This is a genomic window from Pseudomonas sp. E102 (assembly GCF_052660185.1).
In genome coordinates, this window is sequence record NZ_CP084025.1 from 587,915 (window position 1) to 609,510 (window position 21,596).

Sequence of the window (21,596 nt, forward strand, 5' to 3'; positions counted from 1 at the left end):
GTTCGCCAGCGATAGCGGTGGTCCAATCACCCTATGATCCAGGCTGACCGGACGCTATCGCGCGCAAGCTCGCTCTCACAGAAAAGCTTCCTGCTGCTGGGCAGTTACTCCGCGTTACACAACGCCAGGCAGTTATCCAGCATGCGGTTGGAGAAGCCCCATTCGTTGTCATACCAGGCCAGCACCTTGAGCAGCTTGCCGCTGGCTTTGGTGTGGTTGGCATCGAAGATCGACGACAACGGGTTGTGGTTGAAATCGCTGGAGACCAACGGCAGGGTGTTGTAGCCGAGGATCTTGGAGTGCTGGCTGGCCTGCTTGAGCAGTGCGTTGACTTCATCGGCCGACGCTTCGCGCTTGAGTTGCACGGTGAGGTCCACCAGGGAGACGTTGATCACCGGCACGCGCACGGCCATGCCGGTCAACTTGCCCGCCAGTTCCGGCAGCACCAGGCCCACGGCTTCGGCGGCGCCGGTCTTGCTCGGGATCATGTTCTGGGTGGCCGAGCGGGCGCGGTACGGGTCGCTGTGATAGACGTCGGTCAGGTTCTGGTCGTTGGTGTAGGCATGGATGGTGGTCATCAGGCCGCTTTCGATGCCGAGCTCGCGGTGCAGCACCTGGGCCACCGGGGCCAAACAGTTGGTGGTGCACGACGCGTTGGAAATGATCTGGTGGGACTGGCGCAAGATGTCATGGTTGACGCCGTACACCACAGTGGCATCGGCGCCCTTGGCCGGGGCCGAGATAATCACTTTGCGAGCGCCGGCACTGATGTGGGCGGCAGCCTTGGCGCGGTCGGTAAACAGACCGGTGCATTCAAACACCACATCGATTTTCTCGGCGGCCCAGGGCAGCTCGGCCGGGTTGCGGATGGCACTGACCGAAATGCGGTCGCCATTGACCGTCAGGCTTTCGTGATCGTGCTGCACGTCGGCATCGAAAGTGCCATGCACGGTGTCGAACTTGAGCAGATGAGCGTTGATCGCACTGTCGCCCAGGTCGTTGATGGCGACGATCTGCAGGTCGCGACGATAGCCTTGGGTATACAGTGCGCGGAGGACGTTGCGGCCGATGCGGCCAAAACCATTGATTGCGATTCGAAGAGTCATTAACTGCGCCGCCATCGATTTGTTGTTGGAATTACAAGATTATTCGCATAAAAATAGAAAACAAGCCTTTTTAGTGGCAATATTTTGTTTTATCTACAACGAGTGACCTGAATCAACTGGTCCGATTGGTCAAAAACCGTTTGTCGCCTTGTCTTTCACCGGGTGTGCAACGGGCTTTTAACCAGCATAGACAATCAGGTCGCCACACCCGCTAGCCTGGAGTTCTACACATGCATCCCCGCGTACTTGAGGTCACCGAACGGCTTATCGCCCGCAGTCGCGCTACGCGCGAGGCTTACCTTGCACTGATCCGCGGTGCAGCCAGCGACGGGCCGATGCGCGGCAAGCTGCAGTGCGCCAACTTCGCCCATGGCGTGGCCGGTTGCGGCACTGAAGACAAGCACCACCTGCGGATGATGAACGCCGCCAACATCGCCATCGTGTCGTCCTACAACGACATGCTCTCGGCCCACCAGCCCTACGAAACATTTCCAGAACAAATCAAGAAAGCCCTGCGCGAGATCGGCTCGGTTGGCCAGTTCGCCGGCGGCACGCCCGCCATGTGCGACGGCGTGACCCAGGGTGAGGCGGGGATGGAACTGAGCTTGCCGAGCCGTGAAGTGATCGCACTGTCCACGGCGGTGGCGTTGTCCCACAACATGTTCGACGGCGCGCTGATGCTCGGCATCTGCGACAAAATCGTCCCTGGCCTGATGATGGGCGCGCTGCGCTTCGGTCATCTGCCGACGATCTTCGTGCCCGGCGGGCCGATGGTCTCGGGCATTTCCAACAAGGAAAAAGCCGACGTACGCCAGCGCTACGCCGAGGGCAAGGCCAGCCGTGAAGAGCTGCTGGAATCGGAAATGAAGTCCTACCACAGTCCGGGCACCTGCACGTTCTACGGCACCGCCAACACCAATCAGTTGCTGATGGAAGTGATGGGCCTGCATTTGCCGGGCGCTTCGTTCGTCAACCCGAACACGCCGCTGCGCGATGCGTTGACCCGTGAGGCCGCGTTCCAGGTGACGCGCCTGACCAAGCAGAGCGGCAACTTCATGCCCATCGGCGAAATCGTCGACGAACGCTCACTGGTCAACTCCATCGTTGCACTGCACGCCACCGGCGGTTCCACCAACCACACCCTGCACATGCCGGCCATCGCCATGGCGGCGGGCATCCAGCTGACCTGGCAGGACATGGCCGACCTCTCCGAAGTGGTGCCGACCCTCAGCCACGTCTACCCGAACGGCAAGGCCGATATCAACCACTTCCAGGCGGCGGGCGGTATGTCCTTCCTGATCCGCGAATTGCTGGAAGCCGGCCTGCTCCACGACAACGTCAACACCGTGCTCGGCCATGGCCTGAGTCGCTACACCCAGGAGCCGTTCCTGGAGGATGGCGAGCTGGTGTGGCGCGACGGCCCGACCGAAAGCCTCGACGAAACCATCCTGCGTCCGGTGGCCCGTGCTTTCTCCCCAGAAGGCGGGTTGCGGGTGATGGAAGGCAACCTCGGGCGTGGGGTCATGAAGGTTTCGGCCGTGGCCTTGGAAAACCAGATCGTCGAAGCGCCGGCCATGGTCTTCCAGGATCAGCAGGACCTGGCGGATGCGTTCAAGGCGGGTCTGCTGGAGAAGGATTTTGTCGCGGTGATGCGCTTCCAGGGCCCGCGCTCCAACGGCATGCCGGAGCTGCACAAGATGACGCCGTTCCTCGGCGTGCTGCAGGACCGTGGCTTCAAGGTGGCGCTGGTCACTGATGGACGCATGTCCGGGGCATCCGGGAAGATCCCGGCGGCCATTCATGTCAGCCCTGAAGCTTATGTCGGCGGCGCGTTGGCGCGGGTGCAGGAGGGCGATATCATCCGCGTCGATGGCGTCAAAGGCACCTTGGAGCTGAAGGTCGACGCCGAGGAATTCGCCGCGCGCGAACCGGCCAAGGGCCTGTTGGGCAACAACATCGGCACTGGTCGCGAGCTGTTCGGTTTCATGCGCATGGCCTTCAGCTCGGCAGAGCAGGGCGCCAGCGCCTTCACTTCTGCCCTGGAGACGCTTAATTGAAACTGGCTTTGGTCGGTGACATCGGTGGGACCAACGCGCGTTTCGCCCTGTGGAAGAACCACAACCTGGAGAATATCCAGGTGCTGGCGACAGCGGATTACGCCTGCCCGGAAGATGCCATCGAGGTTTACTTGAATGGCATGGGAATGAAACCGGGCGCCATCGGTTCGGTGTGCCTGTCGGTGGCCGGCCCCGTGAGCGGCGATGAGTTTCGTTTTACCAACAATCATTGGCGCCTGAGCAACCTGGCGTTCTGCCAGAGGTTGCAGGTGGAGAAACTGTTGCTGGTCAACGACTTCTCCGCCATGGCCCTGGGCATGACCTGCTTGCGTCCGGATGAGTACCGGGTTGTCTGCCAGGGCACGCCGGAGCCGATGCGCCCGGCGGTGGTGATCGGCCCGGGCACCGGGCTGGGCGTCGGTACGCTCCTGGACTTGGGCGAGGGCCGTTTTGCGGCGTTGCCAGGGGAGGGCGGCCATGTCGACCTGCCGATGAGCAGTCCGCGCGAGACCCAGCTCTGGCAGCACATCTACAACGAGATCGGCCACGTCAGCGCCGAAACCGCCCTGAGCGGCAGCGGCCTGCCCCGTGTCTACCGGGCGATTTGCGCGGTGGACGGTCATGACCCGGTGCTCGATACCCCCGAGTCGATCACTGCCGCCGGGCTGGCCGGCGACCCTATCGCCCTGGAAGTGCTCGAGCAGTTCTGCCGATGGCTGGGCCGCGTGGCCGGCAACAACGTACTCACGGTGGGCGGGCGTGGCGGCGTGTACATCGTTGGCGGCGTGGTCCCGCGGTTTGCCGATTTCTTCGTCGAAAGCGGTTTCGCCAAATCCTTCGCCGACAAGGGCTGCATGAGCGATTATTTCAAGGGTATTCCGGTCTGGCTGGTGACGGCGCCATACTCCGGCCTGATGGGCGCGGGCGTGGCGTTGGAGCAATCCTCCACGATTTGAAATTGGAAACCGCTCCTGTGGGAGCGAGCTTGCTCGCGATGATGGAGTGTCAGTCGCCATTGAGATTGACTGATACACCGCTATTGCGAGCAAGCTCGCTCCCACAAGGGGCTCTGTAGTGTTTGTAAAACCCGGCCATCAGGCATAATCGCCCCCAATCCACACAACAAGGACGAGGCCCCGTGAGTGCAGTGAACAAATCGATTTTGTTGGTCGACGATGACCAGGAGATTCGCGAACTGCTGGACACTTACCTCAGCCGTGCGGGTTTCCAGGTGCGCACCACGCCTGATGGCGCCGGGTTTCGCCAGGCCTTGAACGAGGCGCCAAGCGACCTGGTGATCCTCGATGTGATGCTGCCCGATGAGGACGGTTTCAGCCTGTGCCGCTGGGTTCGCGAACATCCACGCCAGGCCCATGTGCCGATCATCATGCTCACCGCCAGCTCCGACGAAGCCGACCGGGTCATTGGCCTGGAATTGGGTGCCGATGATTACCTGGGCAAGCCGTTCAGCCCGCGTGAATTGCAGGCGCGCATCAAGGCGCTGCTGCGCCGGGCGCAGTTCGGCCAGGAGCGGACGGGCGGCGACGTGCTGGCCTTCGACGAATGGCGGCTGGACATGGTCAGCCATCGGCTGTTCCACGCCGACGGTGAAGAGGTGATTCTCTCCGGTGCTGATTTTGCCCTGCTCAAGTTGTTCCTCGACCACCCTCAGGAAATCCTCGACCGTGACACCATCGGCAACGCCACGCGTGGGCGCGAACTGATGCCCTTGGACCGGATCGTCGACATGGCGGTCAGTCGCCTGCGCCAGCGCCTGCGCGACACGGAAAAGCCGCCGCGGTTGATCCGCACGGTGCGCGGCAGTGGTTATCAACTGGCGGCCAGTGTGGTTGCCAGCAATGGTCACTGAAGCGATCAGGAAAGTCGTGCGCCGGGTGCCCGTGCCACGCTCGTTGCTGGGGCGGATGCTGCTGCTGACGCTACTGGTGGTGCTGTTCGCCCAGACGCTGTCCAGTCTGATCTGGGTCTCCCAATTGCGCGCCACCCAGCTTGAAGGCCTGGTCACCAGCGCGCGCAGCCTTGCCCATTCGATGACCGCCACTGTCAGTTATCTGCGCTCGCTGCCGGTGGCGTACCGGCCCCTGGTGCTGGACCAGTTGCGCAGCATGGGCGGCACACGCTTTGTCGTCACCCTCAATGACAAGCCGCTGGGCATGGACGTGCTGCCCGTGACGCCGCGAAAGCTGGCGGTGCTCCAGGCCGTGGATGACGTGCTGCGGCGCTCCCTGGGCAGCAGCGCCGACATCTCGGTCAAATTCGTCAGCCCTGAAGACCTGCGGATTTTCAACGGCGGGCTCAAGCTCGACGAGCTGCCGCGATCATGGGCCCATTACGCCTTGACGCTTGAGCCGGTGAATCCGCCGGTCTTGGTCACGCAAATCCAGATGGCGCCGGGTGAATGGCTTTACATCGCCTCGCTGCTGCCCGAACCCTATACCAGCCTCGAAGAGCAGGATCTGCCCAAGCAGCAGGTGGGCTTCATCGTGCTCACCAGCAGCCTGTTGCTGTTGTTCATCGGCTTGTTGGTGCATTGGCAGAGCCGACCATTGAAACGCCTGGCCCGAGCGGCGCGGGACATGTCCCTCGGTGCCGAAGTGGAACCGGTGGCCGAGGGTGGCGGCAGCGAAGTGGTGGAGGTGGGCCGGGCTTTCAATGCCATGCGCGAGCGCATCAGCCGCTATTTGACCGAGCGCAGCCAGTTGTTCAGCGCCATCTCCCACGATCTGCGCACGCCGATTACCCGGCTGCGGTTGCGGGTCGAGCTGCTGGAGGATGAAAACCTGCAAGCCAAGTTCGGCCGAGACCTGGATGAGCTGGAGCTGTTGGTCAAGGGGGCGCTGCAATGTGTGAAGGACACCGACATCCACGAAAACATCGAGCCGGTGGACCTCAACCATGTGCTGGATTGCCTGGTAGAGCCTTATCTGGCGCCCAACGGCAACGGCCGAGTGACCCAGGATGGCCGGGCGCTGGCGCCGTATCCCGGCAAGCCGCTGGCCCTCAAGCGGTGCATCGGCAACCTGATCGACAATGCCTTGAAATACGGCCAGAGAGCCCATTTGCACATCGATGATGATGAGTCGGCGTTCATTCTGCACGTCGATGACGAAGGCCCGGGCGTACCGGAACAACGCCTCGAACAAGTCTTCGAGCCGCACTTTCGCCTGGCCGGGCAGCAGCAGGGGTACGGCCTGGGGCTGGGTATCGCACGCAACATTGCCCACAGCCATGGCGGTGAGGTGAGTTTGCAGAACCTGCGCGAGGGTGGGTTGCGGGTGACGTTGCAGTTGCCTCGCAGCGTGGATTGATTGGACCGCGTTATCGTTCGTCGCGAGCAAGCTCGCTACCACAGGGGATCTGCGTCAAACAGGATATGCGCGTCAATGAGGTCCAATGTGGGAGCGAGCCTGCTCCGGGCGGCGTTCCGACGAAGGCGCCAATCGCTTCAACACATATCCATGCCAATGTCACAACTCGGTGACATAACTCGCCCCTTTCGTTACCTGCCGTCAACCCTCCCTTGTTTAGACTCCCTGCGTCAAAACAACAAAAAAGGTATCTCGATGGACACCTTCCAACCGGCGTTCAGCAGTTGGCTGAATGCGCCCGCCCACCAGCAATGGCTTGCCGCAGAAGGCTTGCGTCTGCTGACGTTCGCCAAGGCCTCGAAGCTGCCGGACGGCTTTGGCAACCTGGACGAATTGGGCCGCCTGCCGGCCGATGCCCGGGCCGAAACCATGAATACCGCGCGCATGACCCACAGCTTCGCCATGGCCCACATCCAAGGCCTGCCGGGGTTCGCCGAGCTGGTTGACCATGGCGTACAGGCGCTCATGGGGCCGCTGCGCGATGCCGAGCATGGCGGTTGGTTCGCCAAGACCGATCCGGCTGAAAACGAGGCTGGAAAAGCCGCTTATCTGCATGCTTTCGTTGCCCTGGCAGCCAGCTCTGCGGTCGTGGCCCAGCGCCCTGACGCCGAGACTCTGCTCAAGGAGGCCGTGCGGGTCATCGACGAACATTTCTGGTGCGAGGAGGAGGGTGCCCTGCGTGAATCCTTCAACCGCGACTGGTCAGAAGAAGAGGCCTATCGCGGCGCCAACAGCAACATGCACGGCACCGAAGCCTTCCTCGCCCTCGCCGATGCCACGGACGATCCGCGCTGGCTGGCTCGCGCGTTGCGTATCGTCGAGCGGGTGATCCATGGTCACGCGGCCGCCAACGACTACATGGTCGTCGAGCATTTCGACCGCGACTGGCAGCCGCTGCGCGAGTACAACCACGACAACCCGGCCGATGGGTTTCGTCCCTACGGCACCACCCCTGGCCATGGTTTCGAATGGGCGCGGCTGTTGTTGCACCTCGAGGCCGCACGCGTGCAGATCGGCATGCTGACGCCGGGCTGGCTGGCCCAGGACGCTCAGAAACTGTTCGACCAGAACTGCCGCCATGGCTGGAACGTCGACGGCGCCCCGGGCATCGTTTACACGCTGGACTGGGACAATCGCGCCGTGGTTCGCCATCGCCTGCACTGGGTGCATGCCGAAGCGGCAGCGGCGGCCAGTGCCTTGCTCAAACGTACCGACGAGGCTCGATACGAAGCGTGGTACCGGCGCTTCTGGGAATTTTGTGACAAACATTTCATCGATCGCTGCAACGGCAGCTGGCATCACGAGCTCGACCCGCAGAACCGCCCCAGCGCCGACATCTGGCCGGGCAAGCCGGACCTTTATCATGCCTGGCAAGCGGTGTTGATCCCTCGTCTGCCGTTGGCCCCGAGCATGGCGTCAGCCTTGGCGCGGTTGTCCGATCCTGCACCTGTGTAACCATGTCGTGACATATCCACGTCCCTTCGTTACCTGCGAAGGGATAACCCCTGATTAGAATCCATGCAGCGCAAGCACCAGACTTGCATGCATAACAACAAGAAAGGTACTTCTAGATGAATGCGATTTCTCGCCTCGCTACTGTCATTTCTCTTGCTTCCTTGCTTCCCGTCGCAGCATTCCCTGTCAGCGCCCTGGCCGCCGAATCGAAAGGTTCCGTGGAAGTCGTCCACTGGTGGACGTCGGGCGGTGAAAAAGCCGCGGTCGATGTGCTCAAGGCTCAAGTAGAAAAAGACGGTTTTACCTGGAAGGACGGCGCCGTCGCTGGCGGTGGCGGTTCTACCGCCATGACCGTGCTCAAGAGCCGCGCCGTGGCCGGCAACCCACCGGGCGTTGCCCAGATCAAAGGCCCGGACATCCAGGAATGGGCGACCACCGGCCTGCTCGACACCGACGTCCTCAAGGACGTTTCCAAGGCAGAAAAGTGGGACAGCCTGCTCGACAAGAAAGTCTCCGATACCGTGAAGTACGAAGGTGACTACGTCGCCGTGCCGGTGAACATCCACCGCGTCAACTGGCTGTGGATCAACCCGGAAGTCTTCAAGAAAGCCGGTATCACCAAGAATCCAACCACCCTCGAAGAATTCTACGCCGCCGGCGACAAACTCAAGGCCGCGGGCTTCATCCCCCTGGCCCACGGTGGCCAGCCTTGGCAGGACAGCACCGTGTTCGAAGCGGTGGTGCTCTCGGTCATGGGCGCTGATGGCTACAAGAAAGCACTGGTCGACCTGGACAACAAAGCGTTGACCGGCCCGGAAATGGTCAAGGCGCTGACCGAGCTGAAGAAAGTCGCGACCTACATGGACGCCGATGGCAAGGGCCAGGACTGGAACCTGGAAGCGGCCAAGGTCATCAATGGCAAGGCCGGCATGCAGATCATGGGTGACTGGGCCAAGAGCGAGTGGACCGCCGCCAAGAAAGTCGCCGGCAAGGACTACGAGTGCGTAGCGTTCCCGGGTACCGAGAAGGCCTTCACCTACAACATCGACTCCCTGGCGGTGTTCAAGCAGAAGGATGCAGGCACTGCGGCGGGCCAGCAGGACATCGCCAAGGTCGTGCTGGGTGAGAACTTCCAGAAAGTCTTCAGCATCAACAAGGGTTCGATCCCGGTGCGTAACGACATGCTGGCCGACATGGGCAAGTACGGTTTCGACTCCTGCGCCCAGACCGCCGCCAAGGACTTCCTGGCGGACGCCAAGAACGGCGGCCTGCAACCGAGCATGGCGCACAACATGGCGACCACGCTGGCCGTGCAAGGCGCGTTCTTTGACGTCGTGACCAACTACATCAACGACCCGAAAGCCGACCCGGCCGACGCAGCCAAGAAACTTGGCGCAGCGGTTCAGTCTGCGAAGTAACCGCTAACCCCTGTGGAAGCGAGCCTGCTCGCGAAAGCATAGTGTCAGGCAGCAGTGCATGAGCTGATACGACGCCATCGCGAGCAGGCTCGCTCCCACAAGGAACAAACTTGTAGTTTTTCCTGGTACTGGATTTCCCCATGAGTTCTGTTGCTGTGTTCAGCAAGGCCTCGCCTTTCGATGCATTGCAGCGCTGGCTACCAAAACTGGTGCTGGCGCCGAGCATGTTCATCGTCCTGGTGGGCTTCTATGGCTACATCCTGTGGACGTTCGTCCTGTCGTTCACGACGTCGACTTTCCTGCCTACCTATAAATGGGCGGGCCTGGCTCAGTATGCGCGGCTGTGGGACAACGACCGCTGGTGGGTGGCCAGCAAGAACCTCGCGGTGTTCGGCGGGATGTTCATCGGCATCACCCTGGTCATCGGCGTGCTGCTGGCGGTGTTTCTCGACCAACGTATTCGCCGCGAAGGTTTCATCCGCACCATTTACCTGTACCCAATGGCGCTCTCGATGATCGTCACCGGTACCGCTTGGAAGTGGCTGCTCAACCCGGGCATGGGCCTGGACAAATTGTTGCGTGACTGGGGTTGGGAAGGCTTCCGCCTGGACTGGCTGATCGACCCCGATCGCGTGGTGTATTGCCTGGTGATCGCTGCCGTTTGGCAGGCCTCGGGCTTCATCATGGCGATGTTCCTGGCCGGCCTGCGAGGCGTGGACCAGTCGATCATCCGCGCCGCGCAGATCGATGGCGCGAGCATGCCGCGCATCTACTGGAAAGTCGTACTGCCGAGCCTGCGCCCAGTGTTCTTCAGCGCCGTGATGATCCTGGCGCACATTGCGATCAAGAGCTTCGACCTGGTGGCGGCCATGACGGCCGGTGGTCCGGGCTACTCCTCCGATCTGCCTGCCATGTTCATGTATTCGTTCACCTTCAGTCGCGGCCAGATGGGCATGGGCTCGGCCAGTGCAATCCTGATGCTCGGTGCGATCCTCGCGATCATCGTGCCTTACTTGTATTCCGAGCTGAGGGCCAAGCGTCATGACTAGTCTCGCTGCGAAACCTTCCATCAGCCGCATCGCGATCTATGCGGTGCTGATTGTTGCGGTACTGCTTTACCTGGTGCCGTTGGTGGTCATGCTGTTGACCAGCTTCAAGACGCCGGAAGACATCAGCACCGGCAACCTGTTGAGCTGGCCGACCGTGGTCAGCGGCATCGGCTGGGTCAAGGCCTGGGCGACGGTCAACGGTTACTTCTGGAACTCGATCAAGATCACCGTGCCGGCCGTACTGATTTCCACGGCCATCGGTGCACTGAACGGTTATGTGCTGTCGATGTGGCGCTTCCGTGGCTCGCAGTTGTTCTTCGGCCTGCTGCTGTTCGGTTGCTTCCTGCCGTTCCAGACCGTGCTGCTGCCGGCCTCGTTCACCCTCGGCAAGATGGGCCTGGCCAGCACCACCACTGGCCTGGTGTTTGTCCACGTCGTCTACGGCCTGGCGTTCACCACGCTGTTCTTCCGTAACTACTACGTGAGTATTCCCGACGCGCTGGTGAAGGCGGCGCGCCTCGATGGCGCCGGGTTCTTCACGATCTTCCGGCGGATCATCCTGCCGATGTCGACGCCGATCATCATGGTCTGCCTCATCTGGCAGTTCACGCAGATCTGGAATGACTTCCTGTTCGGCGTGGTGTTCTCCAGCGGTGACTCCCAGCCCATCACGGTGGCGCTGAACAACCTGGTCAACACCAGCACCGGGGCCAAGGAATATAACGTGGACATGGCGGCGGCGATGATCGCCGGGCTGCCGACCCTGCTGGTCTATGTGATCGCAGGCAAGTATTTCGTGCGCGGCCTCACGGCTGGCGCGGTCAAGGGGTAATCATGGCTACGCTTGAACTTCGCAATGTAAACAAGACCTACGGCGCGGGCCTGCCCGACACCTTGAAAGACATCCAGCTGTCGATCAAAGAAGGCGAATTCCTGATCCTGGTCGGTCCTTCGGGCTGCGGCAAATCGACTCTGATGAATTGCATCGCCGGCCTCGAGACCATCACCGGCGGCGCGATCATGATCGGCGACCAGGATGTCAGCGGCATGAGCCCGAAGGATCGCGACATCGCCATGGTGTTCCAGTCCTACGCGCTGTACCCGACCATGAGCGTGCGCGAGAACATCGAGTTCGGCCTGAAGATTCGCAAGATGAAACAGGCGGACATCAATGAGGAAGTGGCGCGGGTCGCCAAGCTGTTGCAGATCGAGCACCTGCTCAACCGCAAGCCTGGCCAGCTCTCCGGTGGTCAGCAACAGCGCGTTGCGATGGGGCGGGCCCTGGCGCGGCGGCCGAAGATCTACCTGTTCGACGAACCGTTGTCCAACCTCGACGCCAAGCTGCGGGTCGAGATGCGCACCGAAATGAAACTGATGCACCAGCGACTGAAGACCACCACGGTCTACGTCACCCACGACCAGATCGAAGCCATGACCCTGGGCGACAAAGTGGCGGTGATGAAGGACGGGATCATCCAACAGTTCGGCACGCCGAAGGACATCTACAACAACCCGGCGAACCTGTTCGTGGCGAGCTTCATCGGTTCGCCGCCAATGAACTTCATCCCGCTGCGCCTGCAACGCAAGGACGGCCGCCTGCTGGCCTTGCTCGACAGCGGACAGGCCCGTTGCGAGTTGCCGCTGGGCATGCAGGACGCCGGCCTGGAAGATCGCGAAGTGATCCTTGGCTTGCGCCCGGAGCAGATCGTGCTGGCCGGCAACGAGCCGAACGGCATGCCAACCATTCGCGCCGAAGTGCAGGTCACCGAACCCACCGGGCCAGACACCCTGGTGTTCGTCAATCTCAACGACACCAAGGTCTGCTGCCGCCTGGCGCCAGACGTGGCGCCGCAGCCGGGAGAGACCCTGACGTTGCAATTCGACCCAGCGAAAGTGCTGCTGTTCGACGCCAAGTCCGGCGAACGCCTGGGCGTGGCTGCGCAGCCGCAGGCCGAAGACCGACCTGCCAACGTGGCGCAGTTCAAAGGCCGGTGATGAACAAGTGTGGGGGGAGCAAGCCCGCTCCCACAGGAAGGAGTATGCGACGGGTGGGGACATCCGTCGCAATCGTTGTAAACCGCGTTAGATAAAAACAGTTAATAACAATAAAGACGAGGATGTAGGGATGAAGAAGAAGAACAATGCCCAGCTTATCTGCCAGTTGTCAGCCGTTGCGGCGATGATGCTGGCCGGTAGCGCACACGCTGCCGACGCGTTCAGCGCCGATTCGCAGTGGATGACGGGCGACTGGGGCGGTGAACGGACCAAGCTGATCGAGCAGGGTATCGACATCAAGGCCGATTTCGTCGGTGAGATGGGTGCCAACCTCCACGGCGGCTACAACGATGACAAGACTGCGCGTTGGTCCCAGCAGTTTGGCCTGGGTGTCGCGCTCGACCTGGAAAAACTGGCGGGCTGGAACGATACCGAAGCCAAGATCCAGTTCACTCGCCGGGATGGTCGCAACATTTCCAACGACCGTATCGGTGACCCGCGTGCCGGCACGCTCAGTTCGTCCCAGGAAGTCTGGGGCCGCGGCCAAACCACGCGTCTGACGCAGTTGTGGATCAAGCAGAAGTACTTTGACAGCAAGCTGGACGTCAAGGCCGGTTACTACGGCGTGGGCGAGGATTTCAACACTTTCCCTTGCGACTTCCAGAACCTGGCCTTCTGCGGTTCCCAAGCGGGTAACTGGGCCACCGGCATCTGGTACAACTGGCCAATCATGCAGGCAGCGATTCGGTTCAAGTACAACATCACCCCTGAGCTCTACGCGCAAATCGGTGCGTACAACCAGAACCCTTCGCAACTGGAAAACAACAACCGTTACAAGCTCAGCGGCAGCGGGACCGAGGGTACGCTGATTCCGGTCGAGTTGGTCTGGTCGCCCAAGCTCAACAACCTGCCTGGCGAATACCGTGTCGGTTACTACAAGAGCACGGCCAAGGCCGATGACGTCCGTGAGGACGACAACGGCAACGACGCCGCAACCACCGGCAGCGCCTATCGCAGCCACAGCAGCAAGGACGGCTACTGGTTCGTCATGCAACAGCAGCTCACCACCCACAATGGTGACGCTTCGCGCGGCTTGAACATCGCGGCCAACGCCACCTTCCACGACAAGGACACCAACATCGTCGACAACTACCAGTCGCTGATGTTCGTGTACAAGGGCCCATTCGATGCGCGTCCAAAGGATGACGTGGGTATCGGCTTCGCCCGTATCCATGTCAACGAAGACGTGAAGAAGAACGCCGATCTGACCAACGTAGCCAATGGCGTGACCGATTACGACGATCCGCTGTTTTCGCCGTTGCGCAGCACCGAGTACAACTACGAAATCAACTACGGCTTCCACGTCACCAACTGGCTGACCGTGCGTCCGAACCTGCAATACGTCACTCACCCGGGCGGTGTTGACGAGGTGGACAACGCGCTGGTGGCCGGCCTGAAAATCCAGTCGGTGTTCTGACGCTGTTGCGATAAGCTCTCCTCTATGTGCGCATATTTGCGGACGGCCAAGGCTGTCCGCTTTTTTTTGCGGAGCGATCAATTGTTTGGTTGGGGGCCGAACCTGTGGCGAGGGGATTTATCCCCGCTGGGCTGCGGAGCAGTCCTCAGCTGGCCAACTCGGTGCGTCAGGCAGATTATCTGCAACCTGTTTTGGGGCTGCTCCGCACCCCAGCGGGGATAAATCCCCTCGCCACCAAAACTGTCGCATCAATTGAGAGTTCAGTGATTCCCAGGACTACAGCCCATGCATGAGCATCCGCTACAACGCTTTTTCAGATCCTTGCGCGAGCGTCCGGTGTTTGCGTGGGAGCGCTATCAGCAGCGCGACGTCTTGGTTATTGACCATCCGTTGTGCCAAGCGGTTTTCAGTCGCCAGGGTGCGCAGTTGTTGCACTTCCAGCCGCGAGGCCAGAAACCTTGGCTGTGGTGCGCGGCCAAGTGGCCCCAGGTCGGCGCGATACGCGGCGGGGTACCGGTGTGTTGGCCTTGGTATGGCCGCCATCCGAGTGAAAATGCCTGGCCGTCTCATGGTTGGGCGCGGCTGATCGATTGGAAGTTGCTCGACAGCGCCAGCGATGACGATGGCGTGCATCTGCATTGGCAATTGCAGCTGTGCGACTGGCAAGTGGACCTGCATGCCGACTTGGGCGACCGCATGGAATTGCGCTTGAGCACCGAGCATCAAGACAGCCTGCCTTGCCAATTGAGCCAGGCCTTGCATGCCTATTGGCGCATTGGTGACGTTGGCGAGGTAGCGCTGTCTGGACTCGAAGGCGCGCAAGGTTACGACCAGTTGAACCGTGCGGTTTGCCGGCAGGAAGGCGAGTTGCGGGTCGAGGGCGGCTGTCAGCGAGTGTTCCAGCATGAAGGAGAGTTGCAGCTCAAGGATCACGCCTGGCAGCGGGAATTGTGCATCGACACCGGTGAAAGCGCCGACACGGTGGTGTGGCATCCCGGTACACGGCCGTTGCTGGGCGTGAGCTGGGATGAGGTCAACGAGTTCGTTTGCGTCGAAGCGGCCAGTGGCGGCACCGACAGCCTGAGCCTGGCGCCCGGGGAGCGGGCGCATTTGAGTTTGCAGGCGCGGGTAGGGGCTTAGCTCTGGATCTACGGTGTGGCGGCTGCCGTCATCGCGAGCAAGCTCGCTCCCACACAGGTTCTCTGGCGTTCACAAAACCCCTGTGGGAGCGAGCTTGCTCGCGATGACGACCTATCAGGCACCAAAAGTTCCGGAACGAATCAGTTGAACTCATCCCCAACCGGATACCGGCTGGCATTGAGGCTTTCCTTGATCTTGCGCAGGTGCGGCTGGAAGTCCACCCCGCGGCGCAGGGTCATGCCGGTGGCGAGCACGTCCAGTACGGTGAGCTGGATGATCCGCGAAGTCATCGGCATGTAGATATCGGTGTCTTCGGGCAGCGGAATATTGAGGCTCAAGGTGCTGGCCTTGGCCAGTGGCGAGCCTTCGGCGGTCAGGCCGAGTACCGATGCGCCGTTTTCCCGGGCGATACGCGCGACTTCCACCAGTTCGCGGGTACGACCGGTGTAGGAAATGATCACGAACAACTCACCGGTATGGGCCACCGAGGCGATCATGCGTTGCATCAGCACGTCGGCGTGGGCGGTCACTGCCAGGTTGAACCGGAAAAACTTGTGCTGGGCATCCAGCGCCACCGGAGCCGAGGCGCCGAGGCCGAAGAAGTGGATCTGCCGGGCCTGGATCAGCAGGTCGACCGCGCGGCTGATCAAATTTGGATCAAGGGCCTGGCAGGCACTGTCCAATGAGGCAATGGCGCTGCCAAAGATTTTCTGGGTGTAGGCTTCAGGGTTGTCGTCGGCTTCCACTGCGCGGCTGACATAAGCCGCGCCGCTGGCCAGGCTTTGGGCCAGTTGCAGCTTGAGCTCCGGGTAACCGCTCACGCCGAACGAGCGGCAAAAGCGGTTGACGGTCGGTTCGCTGACCGAGGCCGCCTGGGCGAGGGCGGCAATGCTGAAGCGGGTAGCCTGCTGTGGGTTGAGCAGGATCACCTCGGCCACCTTGCGTTCGGCCTTGTTCAGGTCTTCCAGGCGACTCTGGATCTGCTCCAGTAGATTTCGCACGCGGTCCATACAGGATTCCTAGAGAGACGGGTCTTTGATACGACCCTTTGCGGTGGCCTATCCTACTGATGGCTCCGACGGACCACCACTCGGAATCGGTATTTTCGGAAAATGTTGTAGTTATTACTACATTTTTCCTTGAGTGATGCCTTGAAAAAAGGTATTTGTAGCTTAACTTGATAAAAGAACAAACATCATGCATTCGATTACGGTTGAACCGTGTACTTTTGCCTTGTTCGGCGCGTTGGGCGACCTGGCGCTACGCAAGCTGTTTCCTGCCCTTTACCAGCTCGATGGCGCCGGCTTGTTGCACGAAGACACGCGGATCCTGGCGCTGGCCCGTGAACCGGGCAGCGAACAACAGCATCTGGCGTTCATCACCACCGAACTGCGGCGTTACGTCGGTGATAAAGACCTCGACGAATCCGTGATCGAACGCTTCCTGGCGCGGCTGACGTACCTGCACGTGGATTTTCTCAAGGCGGACGATTACGTCGCGCTTGCCGAGCAGGTCGGGCTGACGCAGCAACAAGTCATTGCCTATTTCGCCACGCCGGCGGCGGTCTACGGCGCGATTTGCGAGAACCTGGCGAAAGTCGGCCTCAGCGAAAACACCCGTGTGGTGCTGGAAAAGCCCATCGGTTCGGACCTCGAATCGTCGCGCAAGGTGAACGACGCCGTGGCGCAGTTCTTTCCGGAGAACCGCACTTACCGCATCGACCATTATCTGGGCAAGGAAACGGTACAGAACCTGATCGCGCTGCGGTTCGCCAACAGCCTGTTCGAAACCCAGTGGAACCAGAATTACATTTCCCACGTGGAAATCACCGTGGCCGAGAAGGTCGGGATCGAAGGGCGCTGGGGCTATTTCGACAAGGCCGGCCAACTGCGGGACATGATCCAGAACCACCTGCTGCAGCTGTTGTGCCTGATCGCCATGGACCCCCCGGCGGACCTTTCCGCCGACAGCATCCGTGACGAGAAGGTCAAGGTGCTCAAGGCCTTGGCGCCGATCAGTCCGGAAGGCCTGACCACCCAGGTGGTGCGTGGCCAGTACATCGCCGGCCACAGCGAAGGCAAGGCGGTGCCCGGCTACCTCGAAGAGCCGAATTCCAATACCCAGAGCGACACCGAGACCTTCGTTGCCCTGCGCGCCGATATCCGCAACTGGCGCTGGGCCGGGGTGCCGTTCTACCTGCGCACCGGCAAGCGCATGCCGCAGAAGCTGTCGCAGATCGTGATTCACTTCAAGGAACCGTCCCACTACATCTTCGCCCCCGAGCAGCGCTTGCAGATCAGCAACAAACTGATCATCCGCCTGCAACCGGACGAAGGGATTTCCTTGCGGGTAATGACCAAGGAGCAGGGCCTGGACAAGGGCATGCAGTTGCGCAGCGGTCCGCTGCAACTCAACTTTTCCGACACCTACCGCAGCGCACGGATTCCCGATGCCTACGAGCGGTTGTTGCTGGAAGTCATGAACGGCAATCAGAACCTGTTTGTTCGTAAAGATGAAATCGAAGCCGCGTGGACGTGGTGTGACCAGTTGATCGCCGGCTGGAAGAAGTCTGGCGATGCGCCCAAGCCTTATGCCGCTGGGTCATGGGGGCCGATGAGCTCCATTGCACTGATCACGCGGGATGGGAGGTCATGGTATGGCGATATCTGAATTGGAACTGCCCCAGGGTGTCACTGCCCTGGAGTTCAAGAGCCCAGTGGTGCTGGCGGAAAAATTGGCGGTGAACGTGGCGGAGCAATTGCGCGCCGCGATCGATGCCAAAGGCGCGGCGACCTTGGTGGTGTCCGGCGGTCGTAGCCCGGTGGCGTTTTTCCAGCATCTGGCCAAGCAGGCGCTGGACTGGTCGAACGTGGTGGTGAGCCTGGCCGATGAGCGCTGGGTGCCGGTTGAACATGCCGACAGCAACGCCGGCCTGCTCAAGCGTTATCTGCTTCAAGGGGCTGCGGCCAAGGCCCAGTTCCTGAGCCTCTACAGCGCCAGCGCCAATCTGGAAGCCGCCGCCGAGCAGGCGGATCGCCTGCTCGGCGAGCTGCCGCCGATCGACGTGCTGATACTGGGCATGGGCGATGACGGGCATACCGCGTCGCTGTTTCCCGACAGCCCGAATCTGGCCGAGGCCCTGGATAACAATGGTGCTCGCCGCTGCTGGCCGATGCTCGCGCCGACGGTCCCACACCAACGCCTGACCATGAGCCGCGCCTTGCTGGCGTCGGCCAGGCACAAAGTGCTGTCTATTTCCGGTCAATCGAAACTGACCACCCTGAATGCCGCGGTGTCTGGTGACGATGTCGCCGAGATGCCGATCCGCGCATTTCTGCAACCTACGTTAGAGATTTACTGGTGCCCATGAACCAAGGATCAGCCGCTATGACAAACCCATCCCCGACCGTTTCCATGGCGGACAAAGTGACGCTGATCGACAGCCTCTGCGCCAAGGCGCGGATCCTGCCGGTGATTACCATCGCGCGTGAACAGGACATCCTGCCGCTGGCCGATGCCCTGGCCGCCGGTGGCCTGACGGCACTGGAAGTGACCTTGCGCTCGCAATACGGGCTCAAGGCCATTCAGGTCCTTCGCGAGCAGCGCCCAGAGCTGGTGACCGGTGCCGGCACGGTGCTCGATCGCCACATGCTGGCCGCCGCCGAGGCTGCCGGTTCGCAATTCATCGTGACGCCGGGTATCACTCGGGATCTGTTGGAAGCCAGCGTCCAGAGTCCGATTCCGTTGCTGCCGGGGATCAGCAATGCCTCGGGCATCATGGAAGGTTATGGCCTGGGCTATCGCCGCTTCAAGTTGTTCCCGGCGGAAGTCAGCGGCGGCGTTGCTGCCATCAAGGCATTGGGCGGGCCGTTCGGCGAAGTGAAATTCTGTCCGACCGGCGGCGTGAGCCCGGCCAATATCAAAAGCTACATGGCGTTGAAAAACGTGATGTGCGTAGGCGGGAGCTGGATGCTCGATCCGGAGTGGATCAAGAACGGCGACTGGGCCCGCATCCAGGAATGCACCGCCGAGGCATTGGCGCTGCTGGACTGATCGTCCTACCGAACTTCGTTGTGTGTTCTACGGCTTTACGGTGCGCTTGGTCGGCGCACCGTTTTTTTTTGCCTGTTTTTTGGCTGCAGATCCCCGTGGCCAGGGACCAAGCGCCCTCGCCACGGGTTACGTACTGTTCAGGTTGATCAGTGCCGCAGTCAACCGCTCCATATCCCGCGCCAAGGTAATCAACCCCGGCGTAATGCGGATGCAGAGGCCGACGCTGGTCTTGCGCACCACGGTAAAGATCCCATATTCCTTGAGCAGTCGGTCGGCCATCACCTGTTGATCAGGCTGGTTGGTGAATCGCATGGACGTGATACCGCAATAGAGGCGTCGGTCGTCTGGGGTCATGACCTCGATGCCGGGCACATCGCGCACCGCGCTCACCCACAGGTCCCGTAGATAACAGAGCCGAGCACCCTTGGCCGGTGCTCCGCCCAGGGCACGGTGCTCTTCGAATACCAGGGGCAGCGTCAGCAGGGCCGGGATGTTGGGCGTGCTGTGGGGCGTGCGCGAGCGTATATCGGTGGTGGGGTAGTGGCCTTCGTCCATGTCCGGGTCGATGTCGGCCAGCCGGTGTGGAGCGATATAGAGAAAGCCCAGGGCCAGAGGGCCGCCGAGCCATTTCTGCAAGTTGAACCCGGCAAATTGAATGCCGAGCTTATTGAGATTGAAATCGATCTGCCCCAGGGCGTGGGCGCCGTCGAGAATGATATCGACGTCGAACTCCCGTGCCGTCTCGGCTATCGCCTGGACCGGCATCACCAGGCCGGTCAGGTGGTTAACGTAGGTCAGCGCCATCAGCTTCAGGCGCGGATAACGAATGAAGGCTTCTCGATACGTGCCCACCAGGCTGTCGAAACTGGCGGGGTGCGGATGGACCAGCTCGATGACCTCGGCGCCACGCTGGCGGGCGAGCCAGCGCATCGCGCTTTTGACCGACTCGTACTCCACGTCGCTGATCAGAACCTGGTCGCCAGGCTTGAGCTGGTTGTAATTGCGGATCAGCGTCTGCAAGGCGTCAACCGCGTTGGTGGCCAACGCCACGGTGGACGCTGGGGCGTGGATGAGCTGCGCCACCTCTCGGCGAATCACTTCGCAATGCTCCAGGTCGAACTGTTGGCGCACGTAGACCGAGTTGCCGCGGTTCACCCAGTCGATATTGCGTTGGTACTCCGCGACCACCGTACGGGACATCCGGCCAAAGTAGCCGTTTTCCAGGTTGAGCGGACCATTGACGTCGACATCGTAACGACCGACAAAGGTTTCCCAGAAGGCTTCGTCGTGGGCACGCAGCGTATTTTCGGGCATCGCAGAGCTCAGTCAGTCAATGGCAGGGGTCAATGGCGAGGTTTGGGCAAGCCATGTTTAGCCCGCAGCGGATCCAGCAGGTCAGACAGACCGTTGTGGTCGATTTCCTGCATCAATGCCAGCAACCCGCCCAATTCGCCGTGGGGGAAGCCCTCCCGCGCGAACCAATTCAGGTATTGGCCTGGCAGGTCGGCAAGAATTCTGCCTTTGTATTTGCCGAAGGGCATCTGGCGGGTGACCAGCAGCTCAAGCTTTTCTGGATTCATTGGGCGGCTGTCTTGTTGAAAGTCCTAGGCAAAATACAGGCATTCTGCATGCAGGCCAAATGACAGATCATGCAAATAACGCGGATACAGATTTCTATAGAGTTCATAACGTATTGATTTAAATGGATTTTAAGTTGTGCTTAAGGCTGGCATGGCCGATGCAATATCCCTTGCAGGTTTTTATTCACCAAGCAAAGGAACTGAAAAATGACTGACATCAACAAAGAATCCATCTCTGTCTTGAACGACCTGATCGAGACCAGCAAGGATGGCCAGGAAGGATTCAAGACCTGCGCTGAAGACATCAAGCACCCTGAGCTCAAGGCGCTGTTCGTCAAGCGCGCCGCCGATTGCGCCACCGCTGCGGCTGAGCTGCAAGCCGCCGTGCGTTCCCTGGGTGGCGATCCGGAGACTTCTACCAGCGTTGCCGGTGACCTGCACCGCCGTTGGGTCGACGTAAAATCCATGTTCACCGGCAAGGACGAAGAGGCTGTGCTGAACGAAGCCGAACGCGGCGAAGACCACGCGCTGAAGGCTTATAAGGAAGCCATCGAGAAGATCAACAAACACAACCTGGTGGGCATTCGTGACCTCGTTGAGCGTCAGTACCACGGCGTGCAACGCAACCATGACCAGGTCAAGGCTCTGCGCAACCAGGCGCGCGCCAGCTAACATCCGCGTGTGAAGAAAAAACGCCAGCTTGCCTGGCGTTTTTTTATGGGAGCGATCTGGGCAGTAAGACTTTTCGGCACCAATTCGCAAGAGTGTTTGTCAGAACGCTCAACAATCAACTCTGGACGTGAATAGATAGCTCCCTAATAATTGCGCCGCCCCTCTCACGATCTATCGTTACATCATCTCAAGAAGAGTTTTGCGC

At 60.8% G+C, this 21,596-nt stretch carries 19 protein-coding genes; 15 read left to right on the top strand and 4 right to left on the bottom strand.

Going from position 1 to position 21,596, the window contains the following annotated elements; translation table 11 throughout:
* Positions 1 to 104: 104 nt before the first annotated feature.
* Positions 105 to 1,106, bottom strand: coding sequence for a type I glyceraldehyde-3-phosphate dehydrogenase (gene gap / locus DOCECA_RS02850; protein WP_039593774.1), 1,002 nt, complete (start codon positions 1,104 to 1,106; stop codon positions 105 to 107).
* A 230-nt stretch (positions 1,107 to 1,336) separates the two neighbouring features.
* Between gap and edd the strand changes: the two genes are divergently transcribed.
* From edd to DOCECA_RS02905, 11 genes are all read left to right on the top strand, one after another.
* Positions 1,337 to 3,163, top strand: coding sequence for a phosphogluconate dehydratase (edd, locus tag DOCECA_RS02855; protein ID WP_434650150.1), 1,827 nt, complete (start codon positions 1,337 to 1,339; stop codon positions 3,161 to 3,163).
* A complete protein-coding gene (locus DOCECA_RS02860) occupies positions 3,160 to 4,119 on the top strand; it encodes a glucokinase (RefSeq protein ID WP_420764393.1) in 960 nt (319 codons plus the stop codon). Before edd ends, DOCECA_RS02860 begins: the two co-directional genes overlap by 4 nt.
* 182 nt (positions 4,120 to 4,301) lie before the next feature.
* The gene (locus DOCECA_RS02865; protein ID WP_420764394.1) at positions 4,302 to 5,033 is read left to right on the top strand and encodes a response regulator; all 732 of its coding nucleotides are present in this window, start codon (positions 4,302 to 4,304) and stop codon (positions 5,031 to 5,033) included.
* Entirely contained in the window at positions 5,023 to 6,492 is a 1,470-nt protein-coding gene (locus tag DOCECA_RS02870; protein ID WP_420764395.1) for an ATP-binding protein, read from the top strand. Before DOCECA_RS02865 ends, DOCECA_RS02870 begins: the two co-directional genes overlap by 11 nt.
* A gap of 255 nt (positions 6,493 to 6,747) precedes the next feature.
* The gene (locus tag DOCECA_RS02875; protein ID WP_445571423.1) at positions 6,748 to 8,007 is read left to right on the top strand and encodes a D-mannose isomerase; all 1,260 of its coding nucleotides are present in this window, start codon (positions 6,748 to 6,750) and stop codon (positions 8,005 to 8,007) included.
* A 116-nt stretch (positions 8,008 to 8,123) separates the two neighbouring features.
* Complete coding sequence (locus DOCECA_RS02880) at positions 8,124 to 9,425, top strand: ABC transporter substrate-binding protein (RefSeq protein ID WP_420764397.1); 1,302 nt, start codon at positions 8,124 to 8,126, stop codon at positions 9,423 to 9,425.
* Positions 9,426 to 9,565: 140 nt separating this feature from the next.
* Positions 9,566 to 10,474: a carbohydrate ABC transporter permease gene (locus DOCECA_RS02885; RefSeq protein ID WP_030139360.1), complete on the top strand. Its 909-nt coding sequence runs from the start codon at positions 9,566 to 9,568 to the stop codon at positions 10,472 to 10,474.
* Positions 10,467 to 11,306 (top strand): carbohydrate ABC transporter permease, encoded by an 840-nt coding sequence (locus tag DOCECA_RS02890; RefSeq protein WP_420764398.1) that lies wholly within the window; start codon positions 10,467 to 10,469, stop codon positions 11,304 to 11,306. Before DOCECA_RS02885 ends, DOCECA_RS02890 begins: the two co-directional genes overlap by 8 nt.
* Positions 11,307 to 11,308: 2 nt before the next feature.
* Entirely contained in the window at positions 11,309 to 12,469 is a 1,161-nt protein-coding gene (locus DOCECA_RS02895; protein WP_434609975.1) for an ABC transporter ATP-binding protein, read from the top strand.
* 130 nt (positions 12,470 to 12,599) lie between these two features.
* Positions 12,600 to 13,946 (top strand): carbohydrate porin, encoded by a 1,347-nt coding sequence (locus tag DOCECA_RS02900; RefSeq protein ID WP_420764400.1) that lies wholly within the window; start codon positions 12,600 to 12,602, stop codon positions 13,944 to 13,946.
* A gap of 285 nt (positions 13,947 to 14,231) precedes the next feature.
* Complete coding sequence (locus tag DOCECA_RS02905) at positions 14,232 to 15,086, top strand: D-hexose-6-phosphate mutarotase (protein ID WP_420764401.1); 855 nt, start codon at positions 14,232 to 14,234, stop codon at positions 15,084 to 15,086.
* A gap of 140 nt (positions 15,087 to 15,226) precedes the next feature.
* Here the strand turns inward: DOCECA_RS02905 and DOCECA_RS02910 are convergent, their stop codons facing one another.
* On the bottom strand, positions 15,227 to 16,087 hold the full coding sequence (locus DOCECA_RS02910; RefSeq protein ID WP_181289374.1) for a MurR/RpiR family transcriptional regulator: 861 nt from the start codon (positions 16,085 to 16,087) through the stop codon (positions 15,227 to 15,229).
* A gap of 196 nt (positions 16,088 to 16,283) precedes the next feature.
* Between DOCECA_RS02910 and zwf the strand changes: the two genes are divergently transcribed.
* The 3 genes from zwf to DOCECA_RS02925 are packed head-to-tail and all read left to right on the top strand — an operon-like array spanning position 16,284 to position 19,139.
* Positions 16,284 to 17,756 (top strand): glucose-6-phosphate dehydrogenase, encoded by a 1,473-nt coding sequence (gene zwf / locus DOCECA_RS02915; RefSeq protein WP_434562672.1) that lies wholly within the window; start codon positions 16,284 to 16,286, stop codon positions 17,754 to 17,756.
* Positions 17,743 to 18,456 carry a 6-phosphogluconolactonase gene (gene pgl / locus DOCECA_RS02920; RefSeq protein WP_445571424.1) on the top strand — a complete coding sequence of 238 codons (714 nt, stop codon included), beginning with the start codon at positions 17,743 to 17,745 and terminating at the stop codon, positions 18,454 to 18,456. The genes zwf and pgl overlap by 14 nt, the downstream gene beginning before the upstream one ends.
* 17 nt (positions 18,457 to 18,473) lie before the next feature.
* A complete protein-coding gene (locus DOCECA_RS02925; protein WP_283556083.1) occupies positions 18,474 to 19,139 on the top strand; it encodes a bifunctional 4-hydroxy-2-oxoglutarate aldolase/2-dehydro-3-deoxy-phosphogluconate aldolase in 666 nt (221 codons plus the stop codon).
* A 126-nt stretch (positions 19,140 to 19,265) separates the two neighbouring features.
* Here DOCECA_RS02925 and DOCECA_RS02930 read toward each other — a convergent pair whose 3' ends face one another.
* Positions 19,266 to 20,453 (bottom strand): aminotransferase class V-fold PLP-dependent enzyme, encoded by a 1,188-nt coding sequence (locus DOCECA_RS02930; RefSeq protein WP_420764404.1) that lies wholly within the window; start codon positions 20,451 to 20,453, stop codon positions 19,266 to 19,268.
* 29 nt (positions 20,454 to 20,482) lie between these two features.
* Positions 20,483 to 20,719, bottom strand: a complete 237-nt coding sequence (locus DOCECA_RS02935; protein ID WP_060738861.1) for a DUF3820 family protein — start codon at positions 20,717 to 20,719, stop codon at positions 20,483 to 20,485.
* 207 nt (positions 20,720 to 20,926) lie between these two features.
* On the opposite strand from DOCECA_RS02935, the gene DOCECA_RS02940 reads away from it, so the two are divergent.
* The gene (locus tag DOCECA_RS02940) at positions 20,927 to 21,391 is read left to right on the top strand and encodes a PA2169 family four-helix-bundle protein (RefSeq protein ID WP_186709209.1); all 465 of its coding nucleotides are present in this window, start codon (positions 20,927 to 20,929) and stop codon (positions 21,389 to 21,391) included.
* Positions 21,392 to 21,596: the final 205 nt, after the last annotated feature.